The organism is Bacillus sp. JK62, from assembly GCF_053663455.1.
Window position 1 is genome coordinate 905,456 of sequence record NZ_JBSJQA010000001.1, and the last position, 22,156, is coordinate 927,611.

The 22,156-nt window shown below is 51.0% G+C and carries 17 protein-coding genes; 14 read left to right on the plus strand and 3 right to left on the minus strand.

Translation table 11 applies throughout. The features are described from left to right. Positions 1-152 precede the first annotated feature (152 nt). On the plus strand, positions 153-296 hold the full coding sequence (locus ACWJJ4_RS04545) for a hypothetical protein (protein WP_003151982.1): 144 nt from the start codon (positions 153-155) through the stop codon (positions 294-296). Positions 297-336: 40 nt separating this feature from the next. Here ACWJJ4_RS04545 and yumC read toward each other — a convergent pair whose 3' ends face one another. Beyond that, positions 337-1,332 (minus strand): ferredoxin--NADP reductase 2, encoded by a 996-nt coding sequence (gene yumC / locus ACWJJ4_RS04550; RefSeq protein ID WP_003151984.1) that lies wholly within the window; start codon positions 1,330-1,332, stop codon positions 337-339. A 311-nt stretch (positions 1,333-1,643) separates the two neighbouring features. Between yumC and ACWJJ4_RS04555 the strand changes: the two genes are divergently transcribed. The 4 genes from ACWJJ4_RS04555 (at position 1,644) to ACWJJ4_RS04570 (ending at position 4,295) form a co-directional block, all read left to right on the plus strand. Next, on the plus strand, positions 1,644-2,864 hold the full coding sequence (locus ACWJJ4_RS04555) for an NAD(P)/FAD-dependent oxidoreductase (protein WP_007408709.1): 1,221 nt from the start codon (positions 1,644-1,646) through the stop codon (positions 2,862-2,864). 174 nt (positions 2,865-3,038) lie between these two features. Further along, a complete protein-coding gene (locus ACWJJ4_RS04560) occupies positions 3,039-3,164 on the plus strand; it encodes a YuiA family protein (protein ID WP_007408708.1) in 126 nt (41 codons plus the stop codon). Between the two features lie 68 nt (positions 3,165-3,232). Beyond that, the gene (locus ACWJJ4_RS04565) at positions 3,233-3,553 is read left to right on the plus strand and encodes a YuiB family protein (RefSeq protein WP_003151989.1); all 321 of its coding nucleotides are present in this window, start codon (positions 3,233-3,235) and stop codon (positions 3,551-3,553) included. A 100-nt stretch (positions 3,554-3,653) separates the two neighbouring features. Beyond that, positions 3,654-4,295: a 3D domain-containing protein gene (locus ACWJJ4_RS04570; protein ID WP_003151990.1), complete on the plus strand. Its 642-nt coding sequence runs from the start codon at positions 3,654-3,656 to the stop codon at positions 4,293-4,295. A 28-nt stretch (positions 4,296-4,323) separates the two neighbouring features. Here ACWJJ4_RS04570 and ACWJJ4_RS04575 read toward each other — a convergent pair whose 3' ends face one another. After that, on the minus strand, positions 4,324-4,800 hold the full coding sequence (locus ACWJJ4_RS04575) for a divergent PAP2 family protein (RefSeq protein ID WP_003151991.1): 477 nt from the start codon (positions 4,798-4,800) through the stop codon (positions 4,324-4,326). A gap of 147 nt (positions 4,801-4,947) precedes the next feature. Between ACWJJ4_RS04575 and ACWJJ4_RS04580 the strand changes: the two genes are divergently transcribed. Both ACWJJ4_RS04580 and ACWJJ4_RS04585 read left to right on the plus strand, forming a co-directional pair. After that, positions 4,948-6,438, plus strand: coding sequence for a leucyl aminopeptidase (locus ACWJJ4_RS04580; RefSeq protein ID WP_003151992.1), 1,491 nt, complete (start codon positions 4,948-4,950; stop codon positions 6,436-6,438). A 132-nt stretch (positions 6,439-6,570) separates the two neighbouring features. Then, the gene (locus tag ACWJJ4_RS04585; protein ID WP_003151993.1) at positions 6,571-7,899 is read left to right on the plus strand and encodes a Na+/H+ antiporter NhaC family protein; all 1,329 of its coding nucleotides are present in this window, start codon (positions 6,571-6,573) and stop codon (positions 7,897-7,899) included. Between the two features lie 45 nt (positions 7,900-7,944). Here the strand turns inward: ACWJJ4_RS04585 and ACWJJ4_RS04590 are convergent, their stop codons facing one another. Next, positions 7,945-8,538, minus strand: coding sequence for a biotin transporter BioY (locus ACWJJ4_RS04590; RefSeq protein ID WP_003151994.1), 594 nt, complete (start codon positions 8,536-8,538; stop codon positions 7,945-7,947). Between the two features lie 99 nt (positions 8,539-8,637). On the opposite strand from ACWJJ4_RS04590, the gene ACWJJ4_RS04595 reads away from it, so the two are divergent. From ACWJJ4_RS04595 to ACWJJ4_RS04625, 7 genes are all read left to right on the plus strand, one after another. Then, entirely contained in the window at positions 8,638-9,234 is a 597-nt protein-coding gene (locus ACWJJ4_RS04595) for a sulfite oxidase-like oxidoreductase (RefSeq protein ID WP_070082300.1), read from the plus strand. Between the two features lie 175 nt (positions 9,235-9,409). Then, entirely contained in the window at positions 9,410-10,279 is an 870-nt protein-coding gene (locus ACWJJ4_RS04600; protein ID WP_160249220.1) for an alpha/beta hydrolase, read from the plus strand. A 135-nt stretch (positions 10,280-10,414) separates the two neighbouring features. Further along, on the plus strand, positions 10,415-11,200 hold the full coding sequence (locus tag ACWJJ4_RS04605) for a 2,3-dihydro-2,3-dihydroxybenzoate dehydrogenase (RefSeq protein ID WP_160249221.1): 786 nt from the start codon (positions 10,415-10,417) through the stop codon (positions 11,198-11,200). Between the two features lie 23 nt (positions 11,201-11,223). Then, the gene (gene dhbC / locus ACWJJ4_RS04610; protein WP_101562390.1) at positions 11,224-12,420 is read left to right on the plus strand and encodes an isochorismate synthase DhbC; all 1,197 of its coding nucleotides are present in this window, start codon (positions 11,224-11,226) and stop codon (positions 12,418-12,420) included. Positions 12,421-12,438: 18 nt separating this feature from the next. After that, a complete protein-coding gene (locus ACWJJ4_RS04615; protein ID WP_353575229.1) occupies positions 12,439-14,064 on the plus strand; it encodes a (2,3-dihydroxybenzoyl)adenylate synthase in 1,626 nt (541 codons plus the stop codon). A gap of 18 nt (positions 14,065-14,082) precedes the next feature. After that, positions 14,083-15,009, plus strand: coding sequence for an isochorismatase family protein (locus ACWJJ4_RS04620; RefSeq protein ID WP_454021470.1), 927 nt, complete (start codon positions 14,083-14,085; stop codon positions 15,007-15,009). Between the two features lie 14 nt (positions 15,010-15,023). Next, entirely contained in the window at positions 15,024-22,151 is a 7,128-nt protein-coding gene (locus ACWJJ4_RS04625) for an amino acid adenylation domain-containing protein (protein ID WP_454021471.1), read from the plus strand. Positions 22,152-22,156 lie beyond the last annotated feature (5 nt).

A 22,156-nucleotide genomic window follows, 5' to 3' on the forward strand; every position in this document is an offset into this window, starting at 1 on the left:
TACTTCGTTTTGTCAGGAATGTCAAATGATTTCATGCTGCCTCATATGCGGTCAGCTTGTCATCCATTTGCAGTTTGGTTATCATAGTAGTATTGGTTGTTGTAAGACATTTGTTACGATAGATAGATTTGCAGAAGAAGGGAGGGGCCGGTGTGGAACAAAAACAGCCCGGGCACAGCCCGAAAGCCCAGAAAATTCAGGACCGGATTATTTTAGGCACGATTTGGGTCGTGTCGGCGCTTGTCATTGCGCTCGTTGTCGGAACCGTCATGAATTATATTTGGATGTTTAAATAAAAAAGAGTCTGTGCCGGTATGACACAGACTCTTTTTTATATTATTTTTCAAACATGCTTGTAGAATGCAGTGGCTGGACGCGCGCTTTCGGGTCCATGTAAGCCTTCGCGTTGTTCACGGCTGTCGGAGCTTCGCCGAAACCGCTGGCGATCAGCTTGACTTTGCCTTCATATGTGCAGATATCTCCGGCGGCAAAGAAGCCTTCAATATTCGTTTCCATCGTGCTTTTGACGACGATGGAATTTTTCTCGATGTCAAGGCCCCAGTTTTTAATCGGGCCGAGAGAAGAAACAAAGCCGTAGTTTACGATCAGGTCATCAATTTCAATGATTTCTTTACGGTCGCCTTTCACTTCTTCGAGAACGAGCTGTTCGATCCGGTCTTCACCGACAAGTTCAGCGGGAACAAACGGTGTCAGCACGTTGACTTTAGAATTATGCAGGTTTTCGACACTGTGCTCATGCGCGCGGAATTTATCACGGCGGTGGATGATGCTGACTTCTTTAGCAATCGGCTCAAGCATGAGCGCCCAGTCAACAGCGGAATCGCCGCCGCCCAGAACGGCAACGCGTCTGCCTGCGAATTGATTGAGGTCGTCAATGAAGTAGTGCAGGTTTTTGCCTTCATATTGTTCCGCTGATTCCAGCTCAAGCTTTCTCGGCTTAAATGCGCCGTTTCCCGCGGTGATAATGACCGTTTTTGAATAATGCGTTTCTGAATTCGTGACAAGCTTAAACACACCGTCCGCCTGTTTTTCAACAGATTCGACGGCCTGCTCTAAGCAGATGGTCTGATCGAACTTTGCCATTTGCTCTTTTAAGTTATTCACAAGTTCCTGGGCGCGGATTTTCGGGAATCCGGCTACATCATAAATATATTTTTCAGGGTACAGCGCGCTGAGCTGGCCGCCAAGCTGAGGCAGGCTCTCGATGATTTTGACGCTCGCCTGTCTCATTCCCCCGTAAAAAGCGGTAAACAGGCCGACCGGGCCGCCGCCGATGACCGTAATATCATAAACCTTTGAATCCTCTTGCATACCAAATTGCCTCCTAATTGAAAATTGTTATTAATTATAACATAGAATTTGAAAGGATGACGAGTGCCGAAAACCGCCCGGCCGCTTCATTCTTGAAAAAAATTGCGGCCGCCGCTAAGATGGGGACAAATTCCAATCTGTTTTTTCCTGAATGTTTTCCGATTCTTCCGGATAGTATGGTGATATGCAGACATGTGCGGTTTTCTAAAAAATTTTATATTTCATTTCATAAAATCCCGCCAATAAGCTGAAGCTAATACAAATGTTGATTTGATTATGCGTCTAACAGCAAAAAAAAGAAGGTGGATGTGATGGCATTGAATAAACCCAAAATCGTGGTTTTAGGTGCAGGTTATGGTGGATTAATGACAGTAACAAGGCTTCCGAAGCATATCGGGGCAAATGACGCCGACATTACTTTGGTCAATAAACACAATTATCATTATGAAACGACATGGATGCATGAAGCGAGCGCAGGAACGCTGCATCATGACCGCTGCAGATATCAAATAAAAGATGTAATCAATGAATCACGGGTCAAATTTGTGCAGGATACCGTAAAAGCGATAGATGTGCAAAATAAAAAGGTGACGCTTTCACAAGGGGACATCCCTTATGATTATCTCGTCATCGGGCTTGGCGCCGTCCCTGAAACATTCGGGATTAAAGGCTTAAAAGAATTCGCTTTTCCGATCGCGAATATTAATACGTCGCGCCAGCTGAAAGACCATATTGAGCTCCAATTTGCGACATACAATACGGAGGCCGAAAAACGCCCTGACCGCTTAACCATCGTTGTCGGCGGAGCGGGCTTTACGGGAATTGAATTTCTCGGTGAACTTGCGAACCGCAAGCCGGAGTTATGCAGATATTATGATATAGATGAAAGTCTCGTCCGGATCGTCTGTGTCGAGGCCGCCCCGACGGTTTTGCCGGGATTTGATCCGGAGCTTGTCGATTACGCCGTTCAATACCTTGAGAGCAAAGGCGTTGAATTTAAAATCGGCACCGCGGTTCAAGAATGCCGCGCAGACGGTGTCACAGTCGGCAAGAAAGATGAAGAGCCGGAAGAAATCAAATCGCAGACCGTTGTCTGGGCCGCGGGCGTGCGCGGACATCCGATCGTGGAGGAAGCGGGTTTTGAAAATATGCGCGGCCGTGTCAAGGTCAACCCTGATCTTCGGGCGCCGGGACATGATGACGTTTTTATTCTCGGCGACAGCTCGCTCTTTATCAATGAAGAGACGGAACGGCCGTACCCGCCGACTGCTCAGATCGCGATGCAGCAAGGAGAAACGGTCGCTAAAAATCTGGGCGGTTTGATTAAAGGAGGCCAGCTTGAAGAGTTCAAGCCTGACATTAAAGGAACCGTCGCCTCCCTCGGTGAGCATAACGCTGTCGGAGTCGTATACGGCAGGAAGCTCAAAGGCATGCCGGCGTCCTTTATGAAAAAGGTCATTGATAACCGCTCGCTCTTTATGATCGGCGGGCTGGGCCTGACGCTGAAAAAAGGGAAGTTTAAATTCTTCTGAAAACCCGCAGCCGCGGGTTTTCTCTTCTTTTAAAAAAGAGCGCTATAAAAAGCATGTAAAAGAAAAAAATGAATGTTTCCGCTTACATGAGTTGTTATGTTACATATTCTGACTTGTTGCTTGACAAGTAAATATGATATATTATCAGAAAATTAAGAAAAAAGGGTGATCCGCATGAAAACGACAGCAAAAAGCACGGCGGCGTGTCCGTTCTGCTCAGGTAAAGGGTATTTTCAATTGCTTCTTGGCGGCTCCGAAACATGTCCCTCCTGCCAGGGAAGCGGCAAAGAGAGACGCTGATTTTTCCAGACGTTGACTTTTTTACCGCCCCCGAGGTACACTGAAAGTGCTGTAGGGGGTGGATGTTTGTGATTAGTTTGCCGGTTGTCCTGATCTCAATCGTACTATTTTTTGTACTGTTTTTCGGCATAGGCTTTCTGTTGAACATGCTGCTTAGAATGTCGTGGATTATGGCTGTTGTCTATCCGATTGTATGCCTTTTCATTATCAGCAATAAAAAGATGATCAGTTACGTGCAGGCGCCGGGGGAATCCTTTCAAAGCCTGTTTCAGCGCATCATGTCATTAGCGGTTGCGGATGTCGTGATTTTGGCGGGCGGACTGGCGGGAGCCATCATGTCAGGCATTGCCATAAAGGCGCTCAGAAAAAGAGGATATCAAATGTTTTAAGCCGCTTTCTTATTCAAGAAAGCTTTTTTTGTGTCGCGGCGCTTTTTGTATAGCACCTCACCGAGTTGGGAACAATGACTCGGAGGAGAGTGATTTCAGATTGACGATAATCAGACGCGTATTCATGATCGTGCTCTTTTTGGGCGCATGCCATGCGACATACTTTTCCATAACCGGTGTTGAAGCAAAGGATCTGACAAATTGGATGACGGAACATCGCGGCGCCGTTTTGAAAAACATCGGCACTCCGTTTCAATCCTTACAGAATCAGCCGGAAAAGAAGGCATCAGGCAGGGTAAAGCCGCTGGAAGAAGCTTTTGACTGGGAACGCTATCCGTCACAAAAGGTGACGGCCACCGGTTATACCGCCGGAGCGGAATCTACCGGAAAATCTCCGGGTCATCCGCAGTACGGAATTACATATTCAGGCGTGAAGGTCAAACGCGATTTATATTCAACTGTTGCGGCCGATCCGTCTGTTTTCCCGATCGGGACGATTCTGTTTATACCGAATTACGGTTACGGGGTTGTCGCCGATACCGGCTCAAAAATTAAAGGCAGCCGCCTTGACCTCTACTTTGACACTGTCAAGGACGTCTATAACAATTGGGGCAAAAAAACACTTGAAGTCTACATTATTAAAAAAGGGAACGGCACAGTGACTGAGGACGAACTTGTAAAGCTGAACGAAACAAAGTCGCTGCAAGTGTTCAGAAATCAATACAAAACGGTAAAAGAATAAAAACGCTTCAGCATCCGCTGAAGCGTTTTTACATAAAGAAATAATCTAAAATCAATGTCAGCACAATACCGGTGACGCCGCCGAAGAACACTTCAATCGGCTGATGGCCGAGCAGCTCTTTCAATTTCTTCTGTTTTTCTTTCTCTTCCGCTTTCTGAAAGTCCTTCGCTTCGCTGACAAACCGATTAAAGTCGATGACCAGTTTATTAATGACTGTCGCCTGTTCACCCGCATGCCGCCTGACACCTGTAGCATCGAACATCGTAATGACGGCGAAAATCGCGGCGACTGCAAACAGGGGCGAGTCCAGTCCCTGTTCCAAAGCGATTCCGGTTGACAGCGCGGTGACGGCGGCGGAATGGGAGCTCGGCATGCCGCCGGTGCTCGTCACAAGAGACCAGTCAAGTTTTTTGGATACGATAAATTGAATAGGCACTTTTACAACTTGGGCAAAAATAATGGCGGCAAAACTCGCCAGTAAAGGAAAATTCATAAGTACATCCATATGCGACATCCTTTCTGTATCTGCTGATTCCGATCGTATCGAAAAACTGCAGAAAACGCCCTTAGTTTGGTAAAATAAAATCAATGAAAAATGTTTTTTCATTATACCACTTTACATAACAAATACCCACATAAGGAGTGTGTACTCATGTTTTATGCATCTGATCAACTGCGGCATCCCGAAACACTGGTCATCGGTCTTTTTCAAAAAAGCACGCTGAACGGATTTACGAAGGAATTGGATGATAAATTGGACGGTCATCTGACCCAGCTGTTAAAGGATGGTGATGTGTCCGCCAAACGCAATCGTGTATCAAAAGTATACCCTCCGGCTGCGACCGGTATGAAACGTATTTATTTTATCGGCCTGGGAAGAGAAGCGGATTATTCGTTTGAAGATACGAAAGAATGCTTTGCACGAGTATTTCAGCAGATTCATCAAGATAAAAAACAGGAAGTATCCGTGTTGCTCGATACATTCGTCTCCGGGGAAGTGCCTGCCGCCGATGCCGCTCATGCGCTTTCGGAAAGCTGTCTGCTTGCGGTTTACGAAGTGCAGGATTATAAACATAAATCGAATGAGCCGGATCAGGAACTGAAATCAGTCTGCGCCGTGACCGAAGAAGACCTGAGGGAAGTGCAGGCCGGCCTGAACGTCGGCGCGGCATACGGCCAAGGGACGAATTCAGCCCGCACGCTTGTGAATATGCCGGGTAATATGCTGACGGCCACTGATTTGGCGTCATATGCCGCTGAGCTTGCGGCAAAATACGATTTCGAGTGTGAAATTTTAGAAAAAGATGAAATGGAAGAGCTCGGCATGGGCGGGCTGCTTGCTGTTAACAAAGGCTCATCCGAACCGCCGAAAATGATCGTTCTGAAGTATCAGGGCAAAGATCAGTGGGAAGACGTCATCGGCCTGGTCGGTAAAGGAATTACCTTTGATACGGGCGGATATTCAATTAAGCCGAAAACCGGCATCGTCGGCATGAAAAGCGATATGGGAGGGGCCGCCTCGGTATTGGGCGCAATGGAAATTATCGGCGAACTCCGGCCTGAACAAAACGTGCTCGCCGTCATACCGTCTACGGACAACATGATTTCGTCCGATGCTATGAAGCCTGATGACGTCATCGTCTCGCTCAGCGGAAAAACCATTGAGATCCTGAACACCGATGCGGAAGGGCGTCTCGTGCTTGCCGACGGCATCACATACGCCAAGCAGCACGGAGCCTCTGTCCTTGTAGACGTCGCAACGTTAACGGGCGGTGTCATTGTCGCCTTAGGGAACGAAATGACGGGCGCCATGACCAATCACGCCGCGTTTTATGAACAAGTGGCGGAATCGGCGAAAGAATCCGGCGAGCCGATCTGGCAGCTTCCGATTACAGAAAAGGATAAAAAACGGGTGAGAAACAGTCAGATGGCTGATTTGAACAATTCCCCGGGAAGAGAAGGCCACGCGATTATGGCGGGGGCATTCCTTGGTGAATTCGCGGAAAACACGCCGTGGGTTCATCTCGATATTGCGGGAACCGCGACGGCGAATAAAGCGACATGCTTCGGCCCTGCCGGCGCAACAGGCGTCATGGCAAGGACGTTGGCTGTTTTGACTGAGCGGTTTACGCCCGAAAGATAACAGCATCCCGCTGCCTTGATGCAGCGGGTTTTTTGATTTCCAAAATCTTTAGTTGACTAAAGCGCGGAATGTATGTTAACTTTAATTATCTACTACATTAGCAAACTAAAGGATTTTTGGAGGGACTCATCAATGAATGCTGTTGTTGTCGCAGTATTGCTTATGCTCGTCTTAAGCCTGCTGCGTGTCAATATTATTATAGCTTTAATGATCGGCGCGCTTGCCGGCGGGCTGACCGGCGGCTTAGGCCTCGGAGAGACGGTGAAGGCTTTTACGGACGGTCTCGGCGGAAATGCCACCGTCGCGGTCAGCTACGCGCTGCTCGGAGCATTTGCCGCGGCGCTGACGAAGACGGGGCTTCCCGATGCAATGGTGGAAGCGTCTGTCAAACTAATCGGAAAAAAGGAAGATTCGCGGAAAAAAGCACTGTCAAAAGTGTTAATCGTACTGGTTATTTTAATCATATCCTGTTTCTCGCAAAACGTGGTGCCCGTTCACATTGCGTTTATTCCTGTATTGATTCCGCCGCTTTTAAAAATATTTAACGAACTTGAAATAGACCGCAGACTGATCGCGTGTGTGATGACATTCGGACTGACTGCGCCGTATATCGTTCTGCCTGTCGGATTCGGACAGATTTTCCAAGGGATGCTGAGAGATAATATGGCGTCAGCCGGTTTAAAGGTGCCGCTCAGTGATATCCCGTATGCTTTAATCATCCCGACGGCCGGGATGGTAGTCGGATTAATTTTATCCGTCATCGTCTTCCGGAAACCGAAGAAATATGAGACGAAGGAGATTGCCGGACTGTCGTCTTCTCCTTATACGAAAAAAAGCATTGCCATCGCCCTGATCTCCATTGCCGTGTCGCTTGCCGTTCAGCTCTATCTGTCACAAGTGCTCGGAGTGGAAGGTATGATCATGGGCGCGCTTGCCGGTTTGTTTACGCTGTTTATCAGCGGAGTCATGAAGCGCAATGAAGCGGATAAGCTGATCACGGACGGCATGATTCTGATGGCTTTTATCGGGTTTGTCATGCTTGTTGCGGCCGGTTTTTCAAATGTATTGAACAAAACGGGCGATGTGGCTTCCTTGGTCAAAGCATCAACAGGCTTTATCGGTCACAGTCAATCATTAGGCGCGCTCCTGATGCTGGTGGTCGGTTTATTAATCACGATGGGAATCGGATCATCATTTGCAACCGTTCCCGTCATTACGACCATATTTGTCCCGCTGTGCGCTCAGCTCGGATTCAGCCCGATGGCGACGATCGCCGTAATCGGAGCGGCCGCCGCGGTCGGTGATGCGGGTTCTCCTGCAAGTGACAGTACGCTCGGGCCGACGTCAGGCCTCAGCGCTGACGGACAGCACCACCACATTTGGGATACGTGCGTACCGACATTTATTTTCTATAACATTCCGCTTGTGATATTCGGGTGGATTGCCGCGCTTGTTCTGTAAAAAAGGCTCCCGGAAAGGGGAGCCTTTTTGTATGCTGAGAACATCTTACGCCGGATTTCTGCTGAACCCCGTCGCTTTATGAATAGACCTGTATACGGCAGGCGCGATAGATGCCAATAACAGTGCTAAAATGATATCTTTTATGAAAAACCATATCATGTAAAACCAGGCCATTCCGTAGCTGATCGGAGCATGAAGCCATAATTTCAGCGCAATATACGTATAGGTCGTGCCAATGATATAAATGACGGCGGTACCGATCAAAGAGGCCCATGCATAATGCAGGCGGCCGGGTTTTTTTGTTTTTTCCAGCAGCCATCCGGCTGCAAATGCCGCCGGGATGTAAGCGAGAATAAATCCGCCGCTCTTTCCGATAAACGGCGCAAAGCCTGCTGAGAATTGAGCGAAAACAGGCGCCCCCGCGAGTCCGGCCAATGCGTATACCGTCATTGCAATGGCTGCCCGTCTGGCGCCGAGAAGCATCGCGGCTAACAGACAAAAAAAAGGCTGCAGCGATAACGGGATTCCCGCAACTTGCAAAAAAGGAGCCATTGATGTAATGTTGGCGCCGACGGCCATCAGGGCGGCAAACATGCCGATAAGCGCCATATCGCCCGCGCGAAGGTTGCGTTGTTTCATTTGTTTTTCCCCCTTACACTTGTACCAGATTAGCGTAATCGAAGGGTGATTGATTGTCAACAAAGATTTAATACAGGTTTACTAAATGGAGGGAGCCATATGTTTTTCGGGAAAACGAGACAAACAAAACAGTCGGAACGGATTCCGCCAAATCAAAATGTCACAACGAAGTTTCCCGTGCTTCACGCCGGAAATGTTCCTTATTATGAAGATATGTCAAAATGGAATCTGCAAGTGTACGGGCTTGTTGACCGTCCTATGCTGTTAAGCTTTGAAGATATCAAAGCCTTTCCGGAAGCCGAAGTGAAAAATGATATTCATTGCGTCACGGGCTGGTCCCGTCTTGATAATATCTGGCAGGGAATACGCGCCAAAGACATCGCTGAGAAAGCGGGTGTGCACAAAGAAGCGGGATTCGTCATTCTGCACGCTGAAGAGGGCTGGACGGCCAACCTGCCGCTTTCTGATTTTACGCGGGAAACATCCTTGCTGGCATATGCGCATAACGGCGAGCCGTTAACGCCAGAGCACGGCTATCCGCTCAGAGGCGTTTTCCCCCATCTTTATTTCTGGAAAAGCGCAAAATGGCTGCGCGGCATTCAGTTCACAAAGGAAAACCACCCCGGCTTTTGGGAGAAAAACGGCTACCATATGAGGGGAGATCCATGGAAGAATGAGCGCTTTACATGGGATTAAGCCCCTATCCCTATATAGTTCTTAGGTACCTTATTGAAATAAGGTGCTTTTTTTATATCAAAAATCCATTGACTTTGTTTGGCAAAAAACCTATTATTTGAGGTGTCTTTTGATATTGAAAATCATTATCAATAAGGATAGATAAAGCAATTGCCACAAAGGGGATGAACACATAATGGACGGAAAACAAATAAAGCGGGGTTTCGCGCCGGCCGGCCGATACGCGGTTCCGGGCACAGAAGTAAGAGAAATGCGCTCAAAAGGAGGCCGTGAGTATCGTATCTTTGTCTCTTTTCCTCAGGAAGAACCGCCTGCATCCGGCTTCCCCGTCATATACCTGCTCGATGCGAATTCCGTGTTCGGCACAATGGCCGAAGCTTTGCGGGTACAAAGCCGGCGGCCTGAAAAAACAGGCGTTGTTCCGGCGGTGATTGTCGGAATCGGTTACCCGACAGATCAGCCGTTTTCCGCCGAACGGCACAGTGATTTTACGATGCCGCTTTCTGAATCAGAATTGCCGGTGCATCCGCGCGGCGCGGCATGGCCCGAACAGGGAGGGGCGGAAGCGTTTCTGGAGTTTATAGAAGAAGAAGTAAAGCCCGCGATGGAGCGGGATTATCCGATCGACAGAGACAGGCAGACGATTTTCGGCCATTCGCTGGGCGGTCTTTTTGTGCTGCAAGTGCTTTTGACGAGGCCGGACATGTTCCAGACCTATGTTGCGGGAAGTCCGTCAATTCATTGGAACAAGCGTTTTATTCAGGAAAACGCGGAACGTTTGTCAGACCGGCTCTCTGCGGAAAATCTTCAAGTCAGCGTATTGCTGGCTGCGGGAGAAATTGAAAAAACACATAAAAGCAGAATCCCGCAGCACGCAGAGGCGCTGTACGCTTTATTATCCGGATTTGAAGATGATGGAGTCCGCGCTGAATACAGCGAGTTTGAAGGAGAGGGCCATATTTCTGTCCTGCCCGTTTTAATCAGCAGAGCCCTGCGTTTCTGCCTGAATCCGGGAGGGCCGCATACCCCGTATTCTCCCGCATGAGAAAAAACAGGCCCTTCGAACTAAATGCGGCTGATTCTAATTTTCTAATTGACTGCGTGTTTTGATTTGGATATGATTGTCTTGAATCATAATTGATAATGATAATCATTATCAATATAGAAAGGGAATGATAATATGGACGCATTGGGAATGAAAGGGAAAACAGCCGTTGTCACCGGCGCCGCTCAAGGCATCGGGGAAGCAACAGCGCTTGCCCTTGCTGAACAAGGCGTAAATGTGGCAGCTATAGATACAAATGAAGACCTGCTTCCTAGGCTTACTGACAGACTCCGGCAAAAAGGCGTGCAGGCGCAGGGGTTTGCCGCAGATGTATCTGACAGTGCGGCTGTCAATGATATCATCGCCGCCGTTGAACGCGACATGGGGCCTATTGAAATATTGGCGAACGTTGCGGGCGTGCTGCGGCCGGGTCCGGTGCAATCCCTCAGTGATGAAGATTGGGATCAAACATTTTCTGTTAATACGACCGGCGTATTTCATGTATCGCGGGCTGTCAGCCGGTACATGATGGAGCGTCAAAAAGGCGCCATCGTTACGGTCGGTTCGAATGCAGCCGGCGTTCCGCGTGCTTCCATGGCGGCTTATGCGGCGTCAAAAGCGGCTGCCGCCATGTTTACGAAATGCCTCGGACTGGAGCTTGCGGCCCATCATATCCGCTGCAACATCGTATCTCCGGGTTCAACGGAAACCGACATGCAGCGGGCGCTGTGGCGGGATGAAAACGGAGCACAGGACGTTATCAGAGGTTCGCTTGATACATATAAAACGGGAATTCCGCTTCAAAAGCTGGCAAAGCCTTCTGATATTGCAAATGCCGTTTTGTTTCTGGCCTCTGAACAGGCAAGCCATATCACGATGCATGATTTATGCGTGGATGGCGGCGCTACTTTAGGCGTTTGATGTAACGAGAAGGAGGGATAATCATGACAAATCAACATGTATTGACGGAAGTGTCTGCAAAAGAGGTGCTGGACGCTTACAAGCCCGGCGCGTTCTTTTTAGCTTCCCCGAAAAGTACGCTCCTTGCAGAAGGTGTGTTTGCAAAAGTGCCGGATGCAGACGCGGAGAATCAGCTGGACTCACTGCCTGAACGTGTGAGACAGACGCTTCTTGAGGCAAAGCAAGCCGGCATCAAACATCCGATTGCGGCCGGCGCCATTCCTTTTGACGGCAGAAAAGCTTCCCGGCTTTTTGTACCGAAGAATGTCCATACGGCAGGCCCGCTTTCGTTTGCGGAATCTTCCGCAGAAAAGCCGCAATCCAATACATATGACATCTGCCCTGTTCCGGAGCCTGAGGGCTTTATGAGCGGTGTGGAACAAGGCGTATTCAACATTACGGACGGTCCGCTCAGCAAAATCGTGCTGTCAAGGACGCTTCATCTGACCGCTGAAAAGGATATCGACATTCCTCAGGCCGTCAAGCATTTGGCGCAGCACAACCCGCGCGGCTATACATTCGCTGCCGATGTGACGGGAACGTCAGAAACAAGAAAAACGCTTTTCGGCGCAAGTCCTGAACTGCTGCTGTCCAAAAACGGAACATCGATTCTGTCCAATCCGCTGGCAGGTTCCAGACCTCGCAGCACAGATCCCGCCGAGGATCAGAGAAGAGCGGAAGAACTGCTGCAATCAGCAAAAGATCTGCATGAACATGCCGTAGTCGTGGCCGCCGTGGCCGCCGCCCTAAAACCGTTCTGCCGTGTGCTTGATGTGCCGGAAAAACCGTCACTCATTAAAACTGAGGCGATGTGGCACCTGTCCACCGAGGTAAAGGGAGAGCTTAGTGATCCGTCAACGACATCACTTGAGCTGGCCATCGCTCTTCATCCGACGCCCGCTGTATGCGGAACGCCGACGGATGCGGCGAGAGAAGCGATTCAGGATATAGAGCCGTTTGACCGCAATTTCTACACGGGAATGGCGGGCTGGTGTGATGCTGAAGGTGACGGAGAATGGATTATCGCACTCCGCTGCGCCGAAGCGGAAACAAGGTCTCTCCGGCTCTTTGCGGGTGCCGGGATTGTCGCCGGATCAAAGCCGCAGGATGAATTGGACGAGACATCGGCGAAATTCCGCACCATGCTCCGAGCGATGGGGCTTTACCAAGATGAGTTGTAAAAAAGGAGGGGACGGATCGTGCTGACTGGATTTACGCCATGGCCGGAAGAATGGGCTGACAAATACCGAAAAGACGGCTGCTGGAAGGGTGAGACGTTCGGAGGAATGCTGAAAGAGCGTGCGGCTTTATACGGAAATCAAACTGCCGTGACGTGTAAAGATGTACATTGGACCTACAAAGAATTAGATGAAAGGGCCGATCGTTTAGCGGCGGGGCTGCATAAGCTCGGAATTCAAAAGGAAGACCGCGTTGTCGTTCAGCTGCCGAATATCGCTGAGTTTTTTGAAGTGATTTTCGCGCTGTTCCGACTCGGAGCACTGCCCGTTTTCGCGCTGCCTTCTCATAGAAGCAGTGAGATTACGTATTTCTGCGAGTTTGCAGAGGCGAAAGCATACATCATTCCTGATACGCATTCAGGTTTTGATTACAGGGCGCTGGCCAGACAGGTGAAAGACAAACTTCCGGATTTGGCGCATGTCATTGTGGCCGGCGAAGCTGAAGAGTTTCAGGAACTGAGCAGCCTGCATAGAGAGCCTGTTCAGCTGGAAGAGGTAAGCCCGGCGGAAGTCGCTTTTTTACAGCTTTCAGGAGGCAGTACGGGGCTGTCCAAGCTGATTCCGCGAACACACGACGATTACATATACAGTTTGCGCATCAGCGCGGAAATATGCGGCTTGGATCATCACAGCGTTTATTTGGCCGCTCTGCCGACAGCGCATAATTATCCGCTCAGCTCGCCGGGTGTGCTGGGAACTTTATATGCTGGAGGCCGGGTTGTTCTGTCACCGACGCCGAGTCCGGATGACTGCTTCCCGTTAATTGAAAAAGAACGTGTCACGATTACAGCGCTCGTCCCGCCGCTTGCGATGGTGTGGATGGACGCATCCGGTTCACGAAGTGATGATTTATCAAGCCTTCAAGTGCTGCAGGTGGGAGGCGCCAAATTCAGTGCTGAGGCGGCCCGCCGCGTAAAGAGCGCTTTCGGATGCACCCTTCAGCAGGTTTTCGGAATGGCGGAAGGATTGGTGAATTATACGAGACTGGATGATCCTGAAGAGATCATTGTCAATACGCAAGGCAGACCGATGTCACCTTTTGATGAGGTCAGGGTTTTAGACGATGACGGGCGGGATGTCGCCCCCGGTGAAGCGGGACATTTGTTTACACGCGGCCCTTACACGATTCGCGGATATTATAAAGCGCCTGAACATAATGAAAGATCATTCACAGCCGACGGATTTTATCAGACCGGCGATATCGTCAAACTGACGGCGGACGGCTATATCATCGTCGAAGGACGTGCGAAAGATCAAATCAATCGGGGCGGTGAAAAAATAGCCGCTGAGGAGGTGGAAAATCACCTTCTTGCGCACCCTGCCGTTCATGATGCGGCCATGGTTTCAATGCCGGATGATTTTCTCGGAGAGCGATCCTGTGTGTTCGTCATCCCGAAAGGAGAAGCCCCGAAACCGGGAGAGCTGAAAGCATTTTTACGTGAGCGCGGATTGGCGGCATATAAAATCCCCGACCGGATTGAATTTATCGCTTCTTTCCCGAAAACCGGCGTCGGCAAGGTCAGTAAAAAGGATCTTCGCGAAACGATCGCCCAAAAAGTAAAGCCGGCTGAAATCAAACAATCTTAAAAAAAGGAAGTGTTTACATTGGCTATACCGTCTATTCCCGCATATGCGCTGCCGACAGCGTCAGATATGCCTGAAAATAAAGTATCGTGGACGCTGAATCCGAAACGAGCGGTGCTTCTGATTCATGACATGCAGAATTATTTCGTCGATGCTTTTGCGAAAGGTGAGGCTCCGATCACGGAGGCGGCTCAGAATATCAAGAAAATAAAAGAGCAATGCAAAGCGCTCGGCATTCCGGTGGTGTACACCGCGCAGCCGGGCAGCCAAGACCCGGCGGACCGCGCGCTGCTGACGGATTTTTGGGGACCGGGGCTGAAAAGCGGGCCTTATGAAGAAAAGGTCATTCCGGAGCTTGCCCCGGATGATCAGGACATAGTCCTCACAAAGTGGAGATACAGCGCGTTTAAACGGACGAATCTCCTTGACATCATGCGTGAAAGCGGCAGAGACCAGCTCATGATTACGGGAATTTATGCACACATCGGCTGTCTCGTCACAGCCTGTGAAGCATTTATGGATGATATCCAAAGCTTCTTTATCGGAGACGCCGTTGCTGATTTTTCTTCAGAAAAACATAAGATGGCCATCGAATATGCGTCTCAGCGCTGCGCTTACACGGCTTTGACAAACGAAGTGTTGGAGCTGCTGGGCGGCGCGCCGGTTTCTGAAGGAGAAGGGAAGACTTCCGCCGTATTGACAAAAGACCGGGTGCGGGAACAAATTGCGGTGATTCTTCAAGAATCACCGTCTGATATTCCGGATCATGAAGACCTGCTGGACAGAGGCCTTGATTCCGTCAGAATCATGAGCCTTGTCGAACAATGGCGCCGTGACGGAGCTGAAGTGACGTTTGTGGAACTGGCGGAGAACCCGACGCTTGAAGAGTGGTGGAGACTTCTTTCTTCCCGATCTCAAAAAGTCTTGCCGAACGCAGATTATTTATAAAGGGAGAGAATAGAATGCATGATACACAACAGCTGCCTCTGACAGGCGCACAGGCCGGTATCTGGTTTGCGCAGCAGCTTGATCCTGATAATCCGATTTACAATACAGGCGAGTACGTTGAGATAAACGGCGCGATCGATGTGAACATATTTAAAACAGCTCTCGAACGCGTGCTGACGGAAGCTGCGTCATTACACGCCCGCTTCGAAGAGGGAGCAGACGGGCCGAAGCAGATCATCAATCCTCCATTTGAGGCTGCGATCGATGTCATAGATGTGAGTTCAGAAGCTGATCCGAAGCAGGCCGCACTCAGACTCATGCAGACAGATTTGGCTGAGCCCGTCGATATGGCGGCCGGGCCTTTGTTCCGCGACATTTTATTTCAGGCGGGACCGGAACGCTTTTTCTGGTATCAGCGCATTCACCACATTGCGATAGACGGCTACGGTTTTTCACTGCTGGCACGGCGTACGGCGCAAATGTACACCGCAATACGGGAAGGACGTCCGGATAACGGGCGCTCCTTCGGCTCTTTGGAGGAACTGGTAAAAGAAGAACAAGAATACCGCGCGTCTGATCAATTCCTGAAAGATCGGGAATTTTGGATGGAGAAATTTGCGGATGAACCTGATGTCGTCAGTTTGGCAGAAAGAGCGCCGAGAACGTCAACAAGCTTTCGGAGAAGCACGGCTTATCTTTCTGAAACGGCTTGGCAGCATGTAAAAGCGATTCCGAACTGGCATGAAGCCGTCACAGCCGCAGCGGCGGTATATGTCCACCGGATGACAAACGCAGGGGATATCGTGCTCGGTTTACCGATGATGGGGCGGATCGGATCGATTTCACTGAATATTCCGAGTATGGTCATGAATCTTCTGCCTTTGCGGCTTTCTCTCCGCCCGGATATGAATTTTCATGAGGCCGTCAGCCAAGTGGCAAAAGAAATCCGAAACATTCGGCGCCATCAGAAATACCGCCATGAAGACATGCGCCGCGACCTTAAATTGCTCGGAGAAAATCGCAGGCTGTTCGGCCCGCAAGTCAATGTGATGCCGTTTGACTACGCGCTTGATTTCGCCGGAGCGCCAGGCACCGTCCATAACTTATCAGCCGGGCCCGTTGATGATTTGTCAATTAACGTTTACGACAGAGCGGACGGAAGCGGAATGCGTGTGGACTTTGATGCGAATCCGGAAGTGCACAGCGCCGAAGATATTGAAAACCATCAAAAACGATTCCTGCTTCTGCTGGAATCCGCTGTGAAAGACCAGACACAAAAAATCGGCACACTCAACCTTCTGCCTGAAAGTGAACGTCTCTGCGTACTGGAAAGCTGGAATGACACGCGCAAGGCCGGGAAGCAGAAAAGTCTGCCGGAGCTGTTTTACGAACAGGCCGTAAAAACACCGGACCGGCCGGCAATCATCACCGAAAACGAAGAGCTCAGCTATGCTGAATTGAACAAGCGCGCGAACCAGCTTGCCGGCATGCTAAAGGAAAAGGGGCTCGGACCGGAACAATTTGCCGCTTTGCTGCTTCCGCGGTCACAGGAGTTGGCCGTTAGCATGCTGGCCGTTTTGAAAACGGGAGCCGCATACCTGCCGCTTGATCCTGATTTTCCTTCTGAGCGGATCACATACATGCTCAAAGATGCACAGCCTGCATGCCTGATTACAACAATGGAATTATCCGGCCGCATGCCGGAAGACAGTGATGCAAAAAGGATCATTCTCGATGACCCCGATACGGTAAAAACCGTTGCCGCTCAAAATGCTGACTGTCCCGCTCAGGCGGAATGTTCGCCTTTGCACCCCGCTTATATCATCTATACATCGGGTTCAACGGGCAAACCGAAAGGCGTAGTCGTGACATTAAAAAGCGTAAGCAATTTCCTCTTATCCATGCGGGAAATGTTCCCGCTCGGCGCACAAGACCGCCTGCTTGCCGTTACGACTGCGGCGTTTGATATTTCCGGACTTGAGCTCTTCCTTCCGCTCATCAGCGGGGCGGGGTGCGTCATCGCACGTAAAGAGACGATTCAGGAACCGCGGGCGCTTGCGAACATGATTCACTCATACGGTATTTCAATCATGCAGGCAACGCCGACATTGTGGCATTCATTAGTCACCAATGAACCGGATTCACTCCGGGAGCTGCAGGTGCTTGTCGGAGGTGAGGCGCTTCCGAACGCGCTTTTGCATGCTCTGCTTGAATCAGGCTGTACGGTGACGAATCTGTACGGGCCGACTGAAACAACAATCTGGTCGGCCGCACAGCCGCTCGCAAAAGGCCTTACAGGGGCGCCTCCGATCGGAAAGCCGATTTGGAACACGCGGGTATACGTGCTGGACGCCGCATTGCAGCCAGTCCCGCCGGGAATTGCGGGCGAGCTTTATATAGCGGGCGAGGGGCTTGCCAGAGGTTATTATAATCGTCCTGATTTAACAGCTGAAAGATTCATTGCCGATCCGTACGGACCCGCGGGCGCGAGGATGTACCGGACGGGAGATCTCGTGCGCTGGCGTGAGGACGGCTCGCTTGATTATATCAGCAGAGCCGATCACCAAATTAAAATCCGCGGGTTCCGGATAGAATTAGGAGAAATTGAGTCAGTGCTGTCGAAATACCCGGGTATTTCGCAGGCCGCCGTCATTGTCCGTGAAGACCAGCCGGGAGATAAGCGGCTGGCGGCTTATGCTGTCGCGGATCAGCCCCTTGATATCGGCGGACTTCGTGAATATATGGGCGAAAGCCTGCCGGATTATATGGTGCCGGGCGCGTTTGTACAGCTGAAAGAATTGCCGCTGACGCCGAATAAGAAGCTCGATCGCAGCGCTCTGCCTGCACCTGATTTTTCCGCTGTCCTGTCTGACAGAGGGCCGCGGACGCCGCAGGAAGAAATATTATGCGATCTGTTTGCCGAAGTTCTCGGTCTCGCGCGGGTCGGAATTGATGACGGGTTCTTTGAATTGGGCGGACATTCGCTCTTAGCCGGACGCCTGATGAGCCGGGTCCGGGAGACGATGGGCGCAGAGCTTGGCATCGGCCGTCTGTTTGATACGCCGACCGTTGCCGGGCTCGCCGCACAGCTTGACACCGCAAAGAGTGCGCGCCCTAAGCTCAAGCCGTTTGACCGGCCGGAGCACATCCCGCTGTCATTTGCGCAGCTGCGTCTTTGGTTTCTCTACTGTCTTGAAGGGCCGAGCCCGACTTACAACATTCCGGTGATTGTCCGCATGTCAGGCAAGCTTGACCAATCAGCGCTGAAACACGCCTTTTACGATGTTGTCAGCCGTCATGAAAGCCTGCGCACCGTTTTTCCGGAAAATAAGGGATCATCCCATCAGCTCATTTTACCTGCTGAAGAAGCCCGCCCTGTGTTTACAGTGACACAAGCAGACAAAAACGAGCTCCAAGACATGCTTGCCGCTGCGGCACGATACCGGTTTGATCTCGCTAAAGAGCCGGCCGTCCGGGCTGAGCTGTTTGATCTTGGTGACGGCGAATATACGCTGATGGTTCTCCTGCATCACATCGCAGGCGACGGCTGGTCCTTGAATCCGCTCATGCGTGACTTATCCATAGCCTATATCGCCCGGCAAACAGGTGAAAAAGCAGAATGGGCGCCGCTGGCGGTTCAATATGCTGATTATGCGCTTTGGCAGCAGCAGCTTTTAGGCAGCGCGTCTGATTCTGAGAGCTTAATTGCGCGCCAGCTGGATTTCTGGAAGAAAACGCTTGAAAATGTACCGGATCAGCTGGAGCTGCCGTCTGATTTTCCGCGTCCCGCTGAATCAAGCTACAGGGGCGGCGTCATTCCGGTCAACATCGGCCAAGAGCTTCATGCCCGTCTTCTCTCACTTGCCAGAAATCAGCGCGTAAGCCTGTTTATGGTGCTTCAATCAGGGCTTTCCGCACTGCTGACCCGGCTCGGGGCGGGAACCGATATTCCGATCGGCAGTCCGATAGCCGGCCGCAGTGATGACGCATTAGGAGACCTTGTGGGTATGTTCATTAATACACTCGTACTGAGAACCGATACCTCTGGCGATCCGAGCTTTTGTGAGCTTCTTGAAAGGGTCAGGGAAATGAATCTCGCAGCATATGAACATCAGGACGTGCCGTTTGAACGTCTCGTGGAAGAATTGAATCCGGTTCGCTCCCGGTCAAGACATCCGCTGTTCCAAGTGATGCTCGCATTCCAAAATACGCCTGACCCTGTACTCAGTCTTCCTGATATGGAAACAAGCCTGCAAATCAGCAGTGTCGGATCGTCCAAATTTGATTTGACGCTGGAATTGGCTGAACAGCGCCATGACGACGGCACGCCTGCCGGTATTGAAGGCCTGCTGGAGTTCAGTACGGACTTATTCAGAAAAGAAACGGCTGAAGCACTTGCCGGACGCCTGCTTCTTTTGCTCGAAGATGCCGCATCACATCCGGATAAACCGATCGGAAGCTTAACCATTCTTTCTGATGAAGAGCGCCGGAAGCTTTTGCCGGTTAAACAGGCAAAACAGCATATTCAGCCTCGGCAGACACTGCCTGAACTGTTTGAAATACAGGCCGCCGCAAAATCGGATGAAACGGCGGCAGTATTTGAAGAGAGCGGACTCACTTATCAAGAGCTGAATGAAAGAGCCAATCAGCTCGCCCACATGATGATTGCCCGCGGCGTCGGCCCGGAGCAGTTTGTCGCACTGGCGCTGCCGCGTTCTTTAGATATGATTGTCGGGCTGTTAGCCGTCCTGAAGACGGGGGCAGCGTATTTGCCGCTTGATCCTGATTATCCCGCGGACCGCATCGCTTTTATGTTACATGATGCCAAGCCTGTATTTATGCTCACCAATCGTGAAGCCGCAAGTAAGCTCTCTGGCGAAAACGGCATGCCGGGCTTCATCCTGGATGATCCGCAGAACAAAGAAACACTTCGGCAATATGCCGTCACGAACCCTGAGAATGCCGACCGGATTCGTCCGCTGTCACCGCTTCACCCGGCCTATGTCATTTACACGTCGGGATCAACAGGTGTGCCGAAAGGTGTCATCATTCCGCACAGCAATGTTATTCGGCTGTTTGAGTCGACGCGGCATTGGTATCACTTTAATTCTGATGATGTATGGACGATGTTTCACTCCTACGCTTTCGATTTCTCTGTCTGGGAAATATGGGGGCCGCTGCTTCACGGCGGACGTCTCGTCGTCGTGCCGCATGACATCAGCAGATCGCCGGAAGCGTTTCTGCATCTCCTCGTGAAAGAGCGAGTGACCGTACTTAACCAAACGCCGTCAGCGTTTTACCAGCTGATGCATGCGGAAAAAGAACACAAAGAGCTGGGGCGTCAGCTCGCACTCAGATATATCATCTTCGGCGGCGAGGCGCTTGAGCTGAGCCGGCTTGAGGATTGGTACAGCCGCCACGCGGACAATCAGCCGGTGCTCGTGAATATGTACGGCATTACGGAAACGACGGTACACGTCAGTTACCTTGAATTAGACAAAAACATTGCCGAACTGAGAGCAAACAGCCTCATCGGCTGCGGCATTCCTGATCTGAACGTATATGTGCTTGATGACCGGCTGGAGCCTGTGCCTCCGGGCATAACGGGTGAAATGTATGTTGCCGGAGGGGGCGTGGCACGAGGCTACTTAGGGCGGCAAAGCCTGACCGCCGAACGCTTTGTGGCTGATCCGTACGGCCCGCCGGGAACGAGAATGTACCGGACGGGGGATTTAGCCCGTCTGCGGACGGACGGTTCTCTTGATTATATGGGCAGGGCGGACCACCAGATTAAAATCCGCGGCTTCCGGATTGAATTGGGAGAAATCGAAGCGGTTCTCGTCAAACATCCGGATGTCGAGGATGCCGCCGTACTCGTCCGTGAAGACCGGCCGGGAGATAAACGGCTGGCCGCCTACCTTGTCCGATCTGCCGGCAGCACTTTGGACACTGGGGACGTGCGCCGGTTTGCCGAAGAAAGCCTGCCGGATTACATGATTCCGTCAGCTTTTGTCCAAATGAATGAACTGCCGCTGACACCGAATGGAAAGCTTGACCGAAAAGCGCTCCCTGCGCCTGACTTCCAAACGGAGATCACCGGCCGGGGACCGAGAACGCCGCAGGAAGAAATGCTGTGTGAGCTGTTCGCAGAGGTGCTTCATCTGCCGCGTGTCGGTATTGATGACAGATTTTTTGATTTAGGCGGCCATTCTTTGCTTGCGGTTCATTTAATGAGCCGTATTCGGGAAGCGATGGGAGCCGAGCTCAGTATCGGAACACTATTTGAAGCTCCTACGGTGGCAAGCCTTGCTGAAAGACTTGAGTCAGGAACGGGCACAAGCGCGCTTGATGTTCTTCTTCCGCTCAGAACGGCAGGAGAAGAAACACCGTTGTTCTGTGTCCATCCGGCCGGCGGTCTCAGCTGGTGTTATGCCGGGCTGATGTCTTCTTTAGAGGCTGATTATCCGATATACGGCTTACAGGCGAGAGGCATCGGAAAAAAAGAACCGCTTCCGCAAAGCTTAGATGACATGGCGGCGGATTATATTGAAAAAATCCGCACCGTGCAGCCGAAAGGGCCGTACCGTCTGCTCGGCTGGTCTCTCGGAGGGAATGTCATTCAGGCCATGGCGACACAATTACAGAGCCGGGGCGAAGAGGTTTCGCTTTTGGTGATGCTTGACGCGTATCCGAATCATTTTCTGCCGATAAAAAATGCGCCTGATGACGAGGAAGCCGTCATTGCGCTGCTTGCCCTGGGAGGGTACGACCCGGACAGCCTCGGGGATCAGCCGCTTGATTTTGACACCGCGCTGACCATTCTCCGCCGTGAGGGAAGCGCATTAGCCAGCCTGGACGAGTCAGTGATGATGAATCTGAAAGACACGTACGTAAATTCTGTCGGGCTGTTAGGAACATACAAGCCGAAGCCGTTCCACGGAGATGTGCTGTTCTTCAGATCCACGATTATTCCGGAGTGGTTTGACCCGATCGAGCCGGATACTTGGAAACCGTATATTACGGGGAAAATCGAGCGGTATGACCTAGACTGCCGCCATAAAGATATGTGCCAGCCGGGCCCGCTTGCCGACATCGGCGCGATTCTGGCAGAGAAATTAAACGGACGGCGTACAGTCCGGTAAAGAAA